Origin of the sequence: Psychrobacter sp. N25K4-3-2, assembly GCF_015351755.1 — a bacterium.
Classification (GTDB): Bacteria; Pseudomonadota; Gammaproteobacteria; order Pseudomonadales; family Moraxellaceae; genus Psychrobacter; species Psychrobacter glaciei.
The window spans coordinates 348,016-361,963 of sequence record NZ_JADKLX010000001.1; the positions used below are offsets into that span (position 1 = coordinate 348,016).

12 protein-coding genes are annotated in these 13,948 nt (G+C 44.1%); 2 read left to right on the forward strand and 10 right to left on the reverse strand.

What is annotated here, in order from left to right; genetic code table 11:
* Positions 1-380 precede the first annotated feature (380 nt).
* Complete coding sequence (locus IOD06_RS01375) at positions 381-1,952, forward strand: acetyl-CoA C-acetyltransferase (protein WP_194618692.1); 1,572 nt, start codon at positions 381-383, stop codon at positions 1,950-1,952.
* 236 nt (positions 1,953-2,188) lie between these two features.
* Positions 2,189-3,202, forward strand: a complete 1,014-nt coding sequence (gene ppk2, locus IOD06_RS01380) for a polyphosphate kinase 2 (RefSeq protein WP_228293107.1) — start codon at positions 2,189-2,191, stop codon at positions 3,200-3,202.
* 156 nt (positions 3,203-3,358) lie between these two features.
* On the opposite strand, the gene IOD06_RS01385 is transcribed toward ppk2, so the two are convergent.
* The 10 genes from IOD06_RS01385 to rsmG all read right to left on the reverse strand — a co-directional run bounded on the left by IOD06_RS01385 (position 3,359) and on the right by rsmG (position 13,601).
* Positions 3,359-3,706 carry a PilZ domain-containing protein gene (locus tag IOD06_RS01385; RefSeq protein ID WP_189581546.1) on the reverse strand — a complete coding sequence of 116 codons (348 nt, stop codon included), beginning with the start codon at positions 3,704-3,706 and terminating at the stop codon, positions 3,359-3,361.
* Between the two features lie 156 nt (positions 3,707-3,862).
* Positions 3,863-4,999 carry a DNA polymerase III subunit delta' gene (locus IOD06_RS01390; RefSeq protein WP_194618694.1) on the reverse strand — a complete coding sequence of 379 codons (1,137 nt, stop codon included), beginning with the start codon at positions 4,997-4,999 and terminating at the stop codon, positions 3,863-3,865.
* A 106-nt stretch (positions 5,000-5,105) separates the two neighbouring features.
* On the reverse strand, positions 5,106-5,954 hold the full coding sequence (kdsB, locus tag IOD06_RS01395; RefSeq protein WP_194618696.1) for a 3-deoxy-manno-octulosonate cytidylyltransferase: 849 nt from the start codon (positions 5,952-5,954) through the stop codon (positions 5,106-5,108).
* Between the two features lie 35 nt (positions 5,955-5,989).
* A complete protein-coding gene (lpxK, locus tag IOD06_RS01400; protein ID WP_194618698.1) occupies positions 5,990-7,102 on the reverse strand; it encodes a tetraacyldisaccharide 4'-kinase in 1,113 nt (370 codons plus the stop codon).
* Between the two features lie 78 nt (positions 7,103-7,180).
* On the reverse strand, positions 7,181-8,968 hold the full coding sequence (gene msbA, locus IOD06_RS01405) for a lipid A export permease/ATP-binding protein MsbA (RefSeq protein ID WP_194618700.1): 1,788 nt from the start codon (positions 8,966-8,968) through the stop codon (positions 7,181-7,183).
* Positions 8,969-9,106: 138 nt separating this feature from the next.
* The gene (locus IOD06_RS01410; RefSeq protein ID WP_010198193.1) at positions 9,107-9,538 is read right to left on the reverse strand and encodes a biopolymer transporter ExbD; all 432 of its coding nucleotides are present in this window, start codon (positions 9,536-9,538) and stop codon (positions 9,107-9,109) included.
* Between the two features lie 86 nt (positions 9,539-9,624).
* Complete coding sequence (locus IOD06_RS01415; protein ID WP_194618702.1) at positions 9,625-10,359, reverse strand: MotA/TolQ/ExbB proton channel family protein; 735 nt, start codon at positions 10,357-10,359, stop codon at positions 9,625-9,627.
* 78 nt (positions 10,360-10,437) lie between these two features.
* Positions 10,438-11,583 carry a ParB/RepB/Spo0J family partition protein gene (locus IOD06_RS01420; protein ID WP_194618704.1) on the reverse strand — a complete coding sequence of 382 codons (1,146 nt, stop codon included), beginning with the start codon at positions 11,581-11,583 and terminating at the stop codon, positions 10,438-10,440.
* Between the two features lie 263 nt (positions 11,584-11,846).
* Positions 11,847-12,620: a ParA family protein gene (locus IOD06_RS01425; RefSeq protein WP_194618706.1), complete on the reverse strand. Its 774-nt coding sequence runs from the start codon at positions 12,618-12,620 to the stop codon at positions 11,847-11,849.
* A gap of 264 nt (positions 12,621-12,884) precedes the next feature.
* Positions 12,885-13,601 (reverse strand): 16S rRNA (guanine(527)-N(7))-methyltransferase RsmG, encoded by a 717-nt coding sequence (gene rsmG / locus IOD06_RS01430; RefSeq protein ID WP_194618708.1) that lies wholly within the window; start codon positions 13,599-13,601, stop codon positions 12,885-12,887.
* Positions 13,602-13,948: the final 347 nt, after the last annotated feature.

The following is a 13,948-nucleotide window of genomic DNA, read 5'->3' on the forward strand; positions in this document are numbered from 1 at the left end:
AGACCTATAAGTTATGGCAAATGCATTTATCGATAACAATATATTATCAAACGTGCCGTTATGCAATGCTAATAATCAATACTAGCCAGTCTACGAAAGTTATCATTCTAAGAAATATCATGGCTGCTTTTATAGCTATCAGTGGACTGAGAGATTACTGAGCTTAAATAAGTGTCACATAGTTTGCTAAAGACATACAGTAAGGCAGCAAAAACGTCTTATGATACACAGCTAGACGGCATAATAAATGATAACATTTGCTCATTGAATTAAATCATTAAGTAATACCTGCAAGCAACTTAAGCAGTACATTTTAATTAGCCACCCTTTTTAAGGGCTATTTTCTTTTTTTCTTCTGCCAATATTTTAAGGATAATATTATGAGTAATAAAAATAATCACCCTGAGAGTCCTGTTGTTGAAAGCACTGTCGTAAAGTCTACCGATAACAAATCAAGCAGTACCAAATCAGATAACACTAAGCCAGATAATGCTAAGCCAGAGAGCAACAAGAAAGAAGCGACGGCTAAGAAAACCAGCAGCACCGACACTAAAACAAGTGCCGCTAAAGACACTACCAGCAAAAAAGCCGCTGATGATAAAGTCGATACTCCTGCTGCCAAAAAGACTGCTACCTCTGCTAAAAAATCAAGCGCTACGAAGCTTGCTTCTGGTCTAAACCGCGTCGCAATTTTAGGTGGCAACCGTATCCCATTTGCACGCTCAAACGGCTCATATGCAGACGTCAGCAACACAGATATGTTAACCGCTGCATTGAATGGCTTGGTTGAGCGCTTTAATTTGCAAGACGAAAAAATCGGTGAAGTCGTCGCTGGTGCCGTTATGAAATTAAGCCGCGATATCAATCTAACTCGTGAAGCCACACTGAACACCGATCTGAACCCACATACCCCAACTTATGACATCTCACAAGCTTGCGGTACTGGCTTGCAAGCGACCTTTGCTTCTGCTAACAAAATCGCCCTTGGTCTTATCGATTCAGCCATTACTGGTGGCGTAGATACTACATCTGATGCCCCTATCGCAGTTGGCGATGGCCTACGTAAAGTCCTTATCAAATTGGGTGCTGCTAAAGACAACAAACAACGTCTAAAAGCATTAATGGGCTTAAATCCAAAAGACTTACTCGATGCGCCAAAAAATGGTGAGCCACGTACTGGTTTATCGATGGGTGATCATCAAGCCATCACTGCACTTGAATGGAATATCAGCCGTGAAGCACAAGATGAGCTTGCTTTTAATAGCCATCAAAACCTAGCGCGCGCTTATGATGAAGGTTTCTTTGATGACCTAATCACTCCATATAAAGGTCTAACGCGCGACAATAACTTGCGTCCGGATACCACTTTAGAAAAACTGGGTAAACTAAAGCCAGTATTTGGCAGAAAGAATGCTAACCCGACGATGACGGCTGCTAACTCTACGCCGCTAACTGATGGTGCTTCTTGTGTACTACTGGGTACGGATGAATGGGCAAAAGAGCATGGTCTGAAGCCATTGGCTTATATCGTCCATCAAGAAACAGCTGCTGTGGATTTCATCGGCAAATCTGGCACAACAGAAGGTTTATTAATGGCACCTGCATATGCCGTACCGCGTATGCTTGAGCGTGCTGGTCTAACGTTGCAAGATTTTGATTTTTACGAAATTCATGAAGCTTTTGCTTCACAAGTATTATCAACATTAACTGCTTGGGAAGATGAAAAGTTCTGTGAAGAGCGTCTAGGTCTTGACGCGCCACTAGGCTCTATCGACCGTAGCAAACTCAATGTGAATGGTTCATCACTTGCGGCAGGGCATCCTTTCGCTGCCACTGGTGGTCGTATCTTAGCAACGGCTGCGAAACTGCTGGATCAAAAAGGCTCAGGACGTGTGCTTATCTCTATCTGCGCCGCGGGTGGTCAAGGTGTGACTTGCATCCTAGAGAAGTAAATTTCTAGCTGAGGTAACTTGGCAATAAATAGTTTAGAGTTTTAAAACACCCTTTAATCAATAGATTAGAGGGTGTTTTTTTATGCCTATCTTCTATCCATCAATAATTGTAAATTTGGTCAGAAACCGTCAGACAACACAATAATGAAACGTAGCCAACGCATAGCACTGCTAGCAGATATGATAAAGTAAGAATAATCAATAATAACCATGACATCATTTATCTGGAGCTTGATATGAGCAAAATACCCTCAGCGATTGAACCCAATTCATTGACCGCGCAAGAGCGTAATGAGCTCACCTCATCTGAGCAGGCCAATTTTATTGGTCGCATGGATAAGGAAGTCTTTGATGATGAGCTGCGCCGTAAGATGCATCAAGACTTGATTGATACCTATGACGAAGAGCTTGAGAACGAAATCGATGATTACATGCGAGACTTTCGGTTTGATGGTCGGGAAATGAGCGAGCAAGAAAGACTCGATCGCCGTATGTATTTTCAAGAGTTAGTGCGACTACAGCGAGAACTTATCAAGTTACAAGATTGGGTGGTAGCTCGCGGTGAGCGTATTGTGGTGATATTTGAGGGTCGTGATTCTGCAGGCAAAGGTGGTGCCATCAAGCGTATCACTCAGCGATTAAACCCGCGCGTCTGTAGGGTCGCTGCCCTGCCTGCACCAACGGAACGTGAGCAATCACAATGGTATTTTCAGCGTTATGTGGCGCACTTGCCAGCCGCTGGTGAGATTGTACTTTTTGATCGTAGTTGGTATAACCGTGTGGGTGTCGAGCGCGTCATGGGGTTTTGTACGGATGCGCAGTATGAAGAGTTTTTTCAGTCGGTACCCGAATTTGAGCGCATGCTAGTACGCTCTGGTATTCGCTTGGTCAAATACTGGTTTTCAATTACTGATGATGAGCAGCATTCACGCTTTATGAGCCGCATTCATGATCCTCTTAAACAGTGGAAGCTTTCAGCGATGGATCTGCAATCACGGCGGCGTTGGGAGGACTATACCAAGGCAAAAGAGACCATGTTTGAGCGTACTCATATCCCTGAAGCACCGTGGTGGGTGGTCGAAGGTAATAATAAGAAGCGCGCGAGGCTAAATTGTGTTGCGCATCTATTGGAGCAAATTCCTTATAAAGAAGTGCCGCGCGATGAGGTAGAACTACCCGAGCGCAAGCGTGATGATGAATATTATCGTGAGCCGATTCCAGACGATATGTATGTGCCGCCGCGTTACTAAAACACACTCTTGCTTTGTTTAGCCTCACTCAACCCAGTCATATTTTACTTAAAAAAACACCACCTTATACATATATAAGGTGGTGTTTTTTATCTGACTATCTATCTTAAAATTCATCGTTATTTCAGTAGATAAGCGCACGAATAGACAGACACGCTACATGGTATAAGTAGACTGCAAACTGTCAATTTTACCAGCCAATAAGCGCTCGACTTCATTTTTGATTCTTTGCCCTGCGATATCAGTGCCAATCTGCACCGCAAAACCTGCAGGGCGACCGCTTTGAACTTTAGAACTAATCCACACCACCTTACCATTCATCGGTAAGCGCTCGCTAGAGTTGGGTAAAGTCACCGCAATAAACACCTCATCGCCCAGCTTTTGCACGCGATCAGAGGAAATAAACAAGGCACCATTATTTACAAAGGATAAATAGCTGGCGTATAACGTTTCGATATCTTCCATATGGCAGGTCAAAATCCCGCCACGCCCTGGCATTGCCATAGTCAGCTTCCTTTATAAATGAGTTTTGAGGTATTTTATAAATGATAAATCATAGCTAGACCAACGCATTAATAAATCACCAAATAATAAGTGAGCATCTTAATCTTGGTCTTAATCTTCTTAGTCCTGCTCTACTTAATTTCTACAGTGGATTGACTATAGATAGGCCAATTCTTGCATTAGCTTATCATAGGCGAATTTTTCTTGCACATTTTGTTGTAGGGCAATTTTGGTCTGCTGTAGGCTAGTCGCAAAACCTTCTAAACCACTGTCAGTAGGTTGATAAGCGTTTAATGCTACTGAGAGACTGATATCTTTTTGCAGTTCGCTCAGCCCCAAGCAAACACGGCGCATATCAAGCAGCATCAGCTCAGACAGCTGGATAAACTCTATGATACTAAGCTGGGTTTGCCAATAATCGCTGGCTGCGATACTACTTCGTTTGCCACTACGTAACGCTTGCCATGTTGTCAGCCACAATGCACGCTTACTATACCAAGGTGCCTGCGCCAGCGCTATCGTCGCTAAAGGCGCACCATTTGCCAGTTGGATAAGTTGCTCAATTGCCGCTGTACCGACCGCTTCACGATTGACCGTAGATCCAAGCGCCTGCGTCACATATTCAACGGCAGTAGCAGGCTCAATGGTCTGAAGTGGCAGCTGTTGAACCCGACTTTTAATGGTCGGTAAAAGCTGCGCTGGCGTATCGCTGAGTAAAAATAAATGAACTTGCGCTTGCGGCTCTTCCAAAGTCTTAAGCAGCGCGTTGGCAGCAGCAACCGTCATTTTTTCGGCATGATCTAGCACGCAGATGCGCATCCCTTGCCCGCCTTGATAAATAAAAGGCTGCAACGCACGAATATCATCAACTTTTATTTTAAGAGCACTATTGCTAGCGGCTTTGGCAGATTTTTTGTCTTTAGCACTACTACTGGCAGCTTCTTTATTATTTGCGTTTTCCACACTGACCGGCATACTGACGATAGGAAGCACTTGTAAGCTTGGATGCGTACCGGATCTGAGCCACTGGCAGCTTTCACACTCGGCGCAAGCGCCAAATGGATGAGTATCACGCTGACGACACAACAACCAAGCGACCAAACGCCATACAAAAGCACGCTTGCCCATACCTTGCATCCCTGCTGCGAGCATTGCATGAGGCAAAGACTGTTGCGACGTTGACACCCGCTTGGTCAACTGCGACCACAGAGTTTTCTGCCACGGCAGTAACGGTGCAAAATAAATGCCATCTGATGTATCTAATGCACCTGTACTTTCTGTGAGGTCACTCATAAATTTTGCTCTATAGCTTTGCTTGATGACTGTACTTGACGACTATTATGCTTGATAAATGTGCCTGATAAATTAGTAGGTAGTGCGATTAGGTAGTGTAATAGTGTCACTTAGCAGGAAGTTTGTTTTTACTTAGGCTATTTAGAGAGAGAGGGTTTTGAAAATCCGCCAAGCTCATGCTATTTAAACGCTCTAAATCTTCTTGAGTATCGACACCTGCTGGCAGCTGGCAAGCGGCTGTGGCAATAGCAATATGACCACCATTCTCTAAAACACGTAATTGCTCTAAGCTTTCAAGTATCTCAAGCGGTGTCTGCGGCCAATGTACAAACTGCTGCAATAGGCTAACGCGATAAGCATATAATCCTAAATGACGATAAGCGTTTTTGGGTGGCTGCTTATGGCTCTCATCAGCCAATACGACATCTCGATCGCAAGGAATCGGTGCTCGGCTGAAATATAGCGCCCGTTGCAAATCATTAGCGTGCTGACTGACAACTTTTACCACTGATGGACGTATAAAAGTCTCGTGATCATCAATAGGTTCACATAAGGTAGCCATCACGCTGTCATTGTCTGCTACCAAAAGCGCCTTTACCTGCTCTAATAATAGCGGCGGTACCAACGGTTCATCACCTTGCATATTGATCACAATATCATGCTCGGCCCAGCCTTTGATGGCAGCGACTTCCGCCAAACGGTCAGTCCCTGAAGCGTGCTCTGCGCTGGTCATCACCACATCAAAACCTGCCTCCATACACACTTTTGCAATACGCTCATCATCGGTCGCAATACACATATCATCAGCAAAGTGAGCTGCCTGCGCCTTTTCGGCGACCCAAAGAATCATTGGCTTGCCATGGATATTTAACAAAGGCTTACCGGGTAATCGCGTACTCTTAAAGCGAGCAGGAACGACAATATGCGTTTTGGCGGGCGTAATGATGGGCGACATAGTTTATTCCTACAAAATCATTTAAATTCTAAGATTTACAGCTTTTTACTATTAGACATATCAATATTTAAAACGGTTAACTGCTGCTGTAAATTGTCATAACAACTATCCGATAACACCGCTGTCACCGGTAATATCCAGAGTCTATTTACAAGCTCTTTATGGTCATTGCTCAACGTTTGCGCCGCAGTTGCTTTCAATAGCAAAGCTCTTATTTTTACTGCATCTTTAGTGGTTATCACGACGGGGTATTCGCGATATTGCAACAAGTCAGCCAAGCTAAACTCATAGTGGTCAGGATAAGGGTGACCTATAACCTCAAAACCAAGCGAGTGTAAAGTATCAAAAAACCGCTGCGGATAGCCAATACCGCTCACCGCATGGACTCTACTGCCCTTTTTAGGCGCATCAATTTGAGCGTCAGCTAATAAAGGTTGCCATAATAATTGCATGTCGTCCGCTTGCAGGTGCATGGACAGATGCTCAGCTTGTGACTGTTGCTCGGTGTTTTTACTATGAGGCGCTGCACTATTATTTGGCCCTTCATGATAAATAACAGTAGCACCTTCTAACCGTGACATTGGCTCACGTAAAAACCCAGTTGGGAGTAATTGCTTATTACCAAAGCCCCGTGCTGAATCGACCACAATCCATTCAATATCACGTTGTAGGGCATAGTGCTGTAAGCCATCATCGGCAATAATGAATTGTAAGTCAGGATGAGCATCTAATAAAGTAGTAATCGCTTGCTTACGATTGGGGCATACCGCCATGGGCGCATCTGTCATATTGACAATCAAACAAGGCTCATCCCCTACCACATTGGGTAAACTGGCGGCATCGACCAAAGCTGGCATTTGACTGCTATCGCCACCGTAACCGCGACTGATAACACCGACTTTTACGCCTTGCTCTTGTAGATAATCAACCAAGGCAATAATTAATGGCGTCTTGCCACTGCCACCCACGCTGATATTACCAATCACCATCACAGGAACTGGGGCGCGGTAACTGGATAGTAAGCCCATCTTATAAGCTTGACGACGCAGCATGGTAATGAGCCCATACAACCAGCTAATCGGCAATAATAGCCACAACCAAGCGGCTTGACGTTGCCAAGCACGCGTCACTGTCGTCTCAATGCTCATTCGTATTGGTCACTTTTTTATTAGCCTAGTGCTCGTTCACACTTTATCGTTCAAACCTTAGTAAAATCGTTCATAATCTTACTCAAAATCGCGCTCATACATTTGCGCGTAGTGACCTTGCATCTGCATCAACTCGTCATGCGTCCCTAGCTCAACGATCTGACCGCCATCTAGTACAGCGATACGATCGGCTGACTCAATCGTGGTTAATCGATGTGCAATAACCAGTGTAGTACGATCTTTCATTACGTTATCAAGCGCTTGCTGAATGTAATATTCTGACTCATTATCAAGCGCACTGGTCGCCTCATCTAAGATTAGAATCGGGGCGTCTTTTAACAAGGCGCGAGCAATCGATAAGCGTTGACGTTGACCACCAGACAGTTGTAAGCCTTCAGCACCGACCTCACTTTGATAACCGTTTGGCATCTTCATAATAAAATCATGAGCAAAGGCATCTTTTGCGGCACGTTCAACTTCAGCTTGGGTCTTATTAGCTAAGCTGCCATAAGCAATATTGTTGAAAACTGTGGTATTAAACAGGACTACTTGCTGATTCACCATGGCAATTTGGGCGCGCAAACTCTCTAACTTAATACTTTCAATGGGCATACCATCTAACGTAATCTGCCCTGAAGAGGCTTCTAGAGTGCGCGTCAATAAATTAACTAACGATGACTTACCTGCACCGCTTCGTCCCACGAGTGCAACCGTCTCACCTGCTTTTATGTTCAATGTAAAGTCATGCAGGGCGACCGTCGAATCAGGATAAATCAAACTGATATTCTCTAACAACATCTCACCTGATAGTGCTTTGTTTATTGTACCTGTATCTTCTTCTTCTGGCTCATCAAGTAGCGCAAAAATAGACTCACCAGCGGCAATGCCTTTTTGCAATTTTTGATTGATATCGGTGAGCGACCTGACTGGTTTGCTCAGCAAGCCTGCTGCTGCAATGTATGAGATAAACTCACCAGCTGAAATATTATCTATTACCGCAGGTCTCAGTGCGAGCCACACCACAACTGACATCGCCATCGCCATTAATAGCTGTACCGCAGGCGTATTGATGCTGTTGGTAACGACAACTTTCATGCCTTGGCGCAAGTTCTTTTTTGATGTTTTATCAAAGCGTTCAGCTTCGTACGCTTGCCCACCGTAGTTTTTCACGACTTGATAGCCACCGATGACTTCATTGGTGATATGGCTGACGTTGCCCATCGTCTTTTGAATGCCTTTAGAAAGCTTGAGATAACGCTTGGAGGCGATGCGAATGAGCCATAGTATGGGCGGCAATACGACAAATAGAATCAAGGTCAAACGCCAATTGCTATACAGCAAAAAACCTATCAACGCCACGACAGTCAAACCATCACGCAGCAACGTCTTCATCGAGTCTGTACTCGCGGCGGTGACTTGTTCAACATCAAATATCAATTTCGATGAAATAGTCCCAGCGGGATTTGCCAAATAAAATGAGCTCGGCAAGCGCAGCAGTTTATTGAACACCTCTACTCGCAACTCATAGACCAAGTTGCGCGAGACCAAAGCAGAGTAGTAATTACCCAAAAAGCTACCCACACCGCGTACAAAGAACAGTCCAATGATCAATAGGGGAAATAAGGCTTTCTTGCTTTGATCATTTTGGTTGATGGCATCAGTGATATATTGTAGTAACTTAGCAATCCAAATCTCTGTCCCCGCATTAATCGCAAAGCCCACGACCGTCAATAGCAATGCCCACCAATATGGCTTTAGGTAGCTAAGTAGACGCAGTAATGTTTTATGCTTAGGCGGACTTTCTGAAGACACTGATACTTTCTTAATAGAAGTTTTTGCAGAGTCCGGTTGATAAGCTTGGCTCATAAAAGCCTCAATTTGAGTGTCATGACATGAATGGACTGTGCTAGTAGCACAGTTTTATAGTGGTATTGATGTGATAATACAGCGCTTAAACGTTTAAATAGTACAATTAAAAATCACAGCACAAACAGGATAAAAATATTATTGTGGTAGAGGCTGACCAAGTGGTACAACAGTACTAATATTTAGGTTCAAAAACCCCAGTTTGCCAGCGATATCCATGACTCTTACCACCGATTGATGGGTAGCGTTGGCATCTGCTGCAATAACGAATAGCATATCACGATTACTACCCGCCTCTTGCTGTAACATACTGGTCAACTCAGCCTCATTACTACTAGCAAGCGTAATGCCATTGACTAAATAACTGCCATCTTCTTGTACGGCGACTTCGATGCTGTTTTTCTGTTCGGTCAGTGCCACGCCTTCCGCTTCAGGCAGAATGATATTTAAGCGACTAAAATGATTAAACGACGTTGCCAGCAGCAAGAATACAATTAAAAATAATAGACAATCGATCATTGGCGTTAAATTGATTTCAAGCGGCTCGACGGTTGGTTTTCTAAAGCGCATATCACCCTCTTTAAATGCTTAATACTCAGTTTTTCGATAAATGACTATTCATATCATGATACGTAGTACCAATGAAATTATTCATACTACGACGTCATTGCAATACCATTATCTGAGCTTAAAACACTGGTTGAATGTTCATTGCCTACAGTCTCATCCGATGACGCACGATGTGCTGAGGCCTTTGAACTAGGGTTGTAAGTATTTTCAAACAGTTGATAATCATACAGCTCTTGAATCATTAGTCCTGCTTGGGTCTCAAACTGGGCGTTGATATCAATGATACGGCGCTGAAAATAGCGATAGGCAACCAGTGCTGGGATAGCTACAATCATACCAGCAGCCGTCGTAATCAAGGCTTGTGACACGCCAGCAGCAAGCATCGTTGGATCTTGCATCGCGCCATCAGTAATCGCTAAGAACGACGAGATAATCCCCAATACCGTCCCTAATAGTCCGAGCAACGGTGCAATCGCACCTATAGTGCCAAGCATATTGATGTTTTTTTCTAATTGATGCACTTGCACACTTGCACGGTTTTGCATATGCATCGTCATCGACTCTAATCCATACTGACGATAAAGCAGCCCTGTCGCTAAAATATCACCAAGAGCGGTTTTTTCTTTGACATTCATCAACTGGGTACGCCCGATATCGCCATTTTCACGTAAACGGGTAATGAGCTGTTCGCGTAATCTACTCGGGGCAACTTTATTAAATTGCAAGGTATGGCTACGCTCAATAATGATGACCAACGCCAATATTGAACACACCACAATCGGCGTCATCAGCCATCCACCCGCCTTTACCAACTCCCACATACTGACTCTCTTTTATATTTTTAAAAAATATGTTTTATAAAGATGGTTTGAACCGTTGTTATAACCTGACGGAAACTATCAAACCTGCGCTTCTATATGTTTAATCAAAGCGGCTAGCTGATCTTGGCTGTGGAAGAATATCTCGACACTGCCCTGTCCGTCTTTTTTATGCTTAAGCTTAACTTCAGCACCAAGCATGTCGGTCAGTCTTTGCGTTAGACGTTCAGCGTCACGAGACTGTGCTTTTTCCGTACGGTTGGTTTTGGGGGCGGGCTGCAAAATTGACTTAACCAGCTTTTCAGCTTCTCGCACCGTCATGCCGCCATCAATGATTTTTTGCGCAATGATAGGCTGCTGCTCAGAGGACAATGCCAAAAGCGTGCGGGCATGACCCATATCTAGGGCGCTGTTTGCTAAATAGTCTTTTACTGTGTCATGTAACTGGTTCAAACGTAGTAGGTTCGATACGGTCGTACGCGCCTTGCCAACAACTTCAGCAATCATCGCATGACTCATACCAAACTCTGTATGAAAACGCTGCAATGCGGCGGCTTGGTCAATCACTGACAGGTCTTCACGCTGGATATTTTCAATCAATGCCAGTGCAATAGCCAGCTCATCTGACAATGCACGCTCAATCGCCGGTATCACGGCTTTACCTGCCATTTTCGCCGCACGCCAGCGGCGCTCACCAGCGATGATTTCGTGGGTAACGAATGCTTCGCTTTTGTCTTCGTTAGCCAGTAATGGACGAATAACGATGGGCTGCATCACACCATGCTGTTCAATAGAGGACGCCAATTCCATCAGCGCAGTTTCACTCATATCACGGCGTGGCTGGTACTTACCCGCTTGCAGACGCGTGACGTCAATTTGTACCAAGCTAATTTGGTCTTCTGCTCCATTATTGTCTGTGCCAGCAGTACGGGACTTATTGACAGACGTTTTACTAGCCATCCGCGGTGACCGCGTTGTACGATTACGGTTAGTCGTGCCAGATCCTGTGGTATTTGCCATCGGTTTTTCATTGGCTTTTGTGCCTACAGTTTTGGCGGGCACACTTGTGTTGAGCATATCAGTATTTGATGTTTCAGCTGGCAAAGTGTTGTCACGCGCAGCCATATCGTCTTGCAAGGCAGAGGCGGTAATTTGCTTTTCTTTTTTGATTGACCCTAACAAGGCGTCCAAGCCTCGATTAGCAGCCAACCCTCTTTTCTTCGCCATGATTACCTATCCTCTAACGCTAAAATAAAAGCCAAATAATTGTAAATGCGGCTTACTCATTACTATAGCCTGCCCACTATAAAATCATTACGTTGTCAACCTCGCTGACCATACTAATGTATCGCTAGCACTCGGTTTGCTTGTATTGATATTATTTTAGATTGACTATAATAAATACGATGTTTAATACTATTTTTCTGTTTGGTCATTTTCCATTATGACCAGTTTTTGCGCTTAGACACAAAAAACTAGCGACTTTTTTATTACTGTTTCATCACTTCAGCAGCCAGTTTTTGATAAGCGCGTGCCCCTTTTGACCAGCGCTCGTAGGCGATAACTGGCAAGCCGTGCGCTGGCGCTTCTGCCAAGCGGATATTTCTTGGAATGTGCGTCTTGTACATGATATCGCCAAAGTGCGCTTCTAATTCAGCAGAAACATCGCGAGCCAGTGTGTTACGTGAATCGAATAATGTTCTGACGACGCCTCGAATATAGAGCTTCGGATTGAGCTCAGTCAAACGCTCAATCGTTTGCGATAAGTCCGCTAAACCTTCTAGTGCGTAATACTCACACTGCATAGGAATAATAACCCCGTCAGTGGCGACCAAGGCATTAATCGTTAGCAAGTTCAAACTAGGGGCACAGTCTATAATGACATAGTCGTATGGGGGCTTGTTCGCAGCGACTTGATCATTGACCAACGCTGCCATCGCTGTCTTAAAGAGCTCATGACTGTTGGTTTTACTCATCAAGGTGATATCCATACCAGCCAAATCACGATTGGCACCGATCACATCAAACCCTGCTGGACTGACAACAATGGTATCAGACAACGAGACGCCATCCAGCAACACATCGGCGATGGTCAACTCTAATGCGTTTTTGTCCACACCAGTACCACTGGTCGCATTGCCTTGTGGGTCTAGGTCAATCAGCAGTACGTGCTTGCGCTTAGCAGCCAAGCTGGCGGTCAAATTTACCGCCGTCGTGGTTTTACCCACGCCGCCTTTTTGATTCGCAATTGCTATGATTTCCATACACTCACTCAATTTAATTAGGGTCTTTACTTACTGTATTTTACCGACTGTCTGTACTGCATATCTGTGACCGCCAGATTTTACTGGTTGCCTGTTATTAATAGATATTTAAGCAGTCGCAATGCTTGGCGTTAAGCTTCTTATCACTATAATACAAATGATACTTACAATATAAATAACTCGCTTTGCATCCAGATTTTTTAGATATTATGCTATTTAGATACCAAGGTAAACGATGTTTCACGACTACAAGGTGCTCATAGCTTAGACATTTTTAGCAGACATTTCAATTAAATGCCGACTGTCATGCAGACGTGGCACTTTAAGCTTAATCGTCTTAATATGCCAGTCGTTATCTAGCGCTTGTAGCTCTTCATCACTTGGCGCTTTACCCTTCATCGCACATAAATAACCATTATCCGCCAGTCTTGGCTGCGCGACTTCGACAAAATCTATGAGGCTGGCAAATGCTCTAGAAGTAACCACGTCATAACTGGCCTCATGCGCTTCAATACGAGAGGCAATAGGTTGCATATTGCTCAAGCCAAGCTCGCTACTGATTTGCTTAATAAAGCGAATCTTTTTTTGGTTGCTATCAAGCGCCGTACACTGCCGCTCAGGCTGACAAATCGCAATAATAACGGCGGGCAAGCCAGCCCCTGTGCCGATATCCAGCAGCGAGCCTGACGGTAAATGCGTTATAATAGACAAACAATCAATCACATGCTTGATCAGCGCTTCTTCTGGATCGGTGATGGCGGTCAGATTATACGCTTTATTCCATAATAAAAGCTGGTCTAAGTACAATAATAACGTGCGCTGCTGCGTCTCACTTAAGGGTAGACTTAGCTCGTTTATCGCTTGTGCCAATATATTGGCCAACGCTGGCAATTGCGCACCAAGCTTAACAAAGCCCGTAGGATCAATAGAAATATTTCCCGTACGAGCAGACGATGACGTGGTTTTAGCGGAAGCTGACATACAACGAGTTATCCAGTTTTGACATGTGAACCGACTATTTTATCATGCAGCCTGCCTATTGAATAGTTGCAGATTGCGCCAATGTGAGACATCTTATACTATCTGCGCTGCTATTGAGGCGTTATTCTGCTTTGATCGCATTAAACTGGCCATCCATCGGCTGCTCTTTTATTCATTATTTTCAGTGACGCATCCAATTATGATACAAAACTGCGTTTAATGACTTATTTAAAACACCGCTATATCTTGTAAGATGTCTTTAATTAATAATAAAAAATTAAGCATAAAGACAAAATTAAGCATAAAGACATTGTGTAAAAAATAACCACTCTACCCTCTAAAAACAA

What these genes read in the sequence shown, in the direction of transcription:
- ppk2 (WP_228293107.1), top strand. Translation starts at nt 2,189, where the DNA reads ATGAGCAAAATACCCTCAGCGATTGAACCCAATTCATTGACCGCGCAA.
- IOD06_RS01415 (WP_194618702.1), bottom strand. Translation starts at nt 10,359, where the DNA reads ATGTGGGAGTTGGTAAAGGCGGGTGGATGGCTGATGACGCCGATTGTG.
- IOD06_RS01385 (WP_189581546.1), bottom strand. Translation starts at nt 3,706, where the DNA reads ATGGCAATGCCAGGGCGTGGCGGGATTTTGACCTGCCATATGGAAGAT.
- lpxK (WP_194618698.1), bottom strand. Translation starts at nt 7,102, where the DNA reads ATGAGCATTGAGACGACAGTGACGCGTGCTTGGCAACGTCAAGCCGCT.
- IOD06_RS01420 (WP_194618704.1), bottom strand. Translation starts at nt 11,583, where the DNA reads ATGGCGAAGAAAAGAGGGTTGGCTGCTAATCGAGGCTTGGACGCCTTG.
- IOD06_RS01375 (WP_194618692.1), top strand. Translation starts at nt 381, where the DNA reads ATGAGTAATAAAAATAATCACCCTGAGAGTCCTGTTGTTGAAAGCACT.
- IOD06_RS01410 (WP_010198193.1), bottom strand. Translation starts at nt 9,538, where the DNA reads ATGCGCTTTAGAAAACCAACCGTCGAGCCGCTTGAAATCAATTTAACG.
- rsmG (WP_194618708.1), bottom strand. Translation starts at nt 13,601, where the DNA reads ATGTCAGCTTCCGCTAAAACCACGTCATCGTCTGCTCGTACGGGAAAT.
- IOD06_RS01390 (WP_194618694.1), bottom strand. Translation starts at nt 4,999, where the DNA reads ATGAGTGACCTCACAGAAAGTACAGGTGCATTAGATACATCAGATGGC.
- kdsB (WP_194618696.1), bottom strand. Translation starts at nt 5,954, where the DNA reads ATGTCGCCCATCATTACGCCCGCCAAAACGCATATTGTCGTTCCTGCT.
- IOD06_RS01425 (WP_194618706.1), bottom strand. Translation starts at nt 12,620, where the DNA reads ATGGAAATCATAGCAATTGCGAATCAAAAAGGCGGCGTGGGTAAAACC.
- msbA (WP_194618700.1), bottom strand. Translation starts at nt 8,968, where the DNA reads ATGAGCCAAGCTTATCAACCGGACTCTGCAAAAACTTCTATTAAGAAA.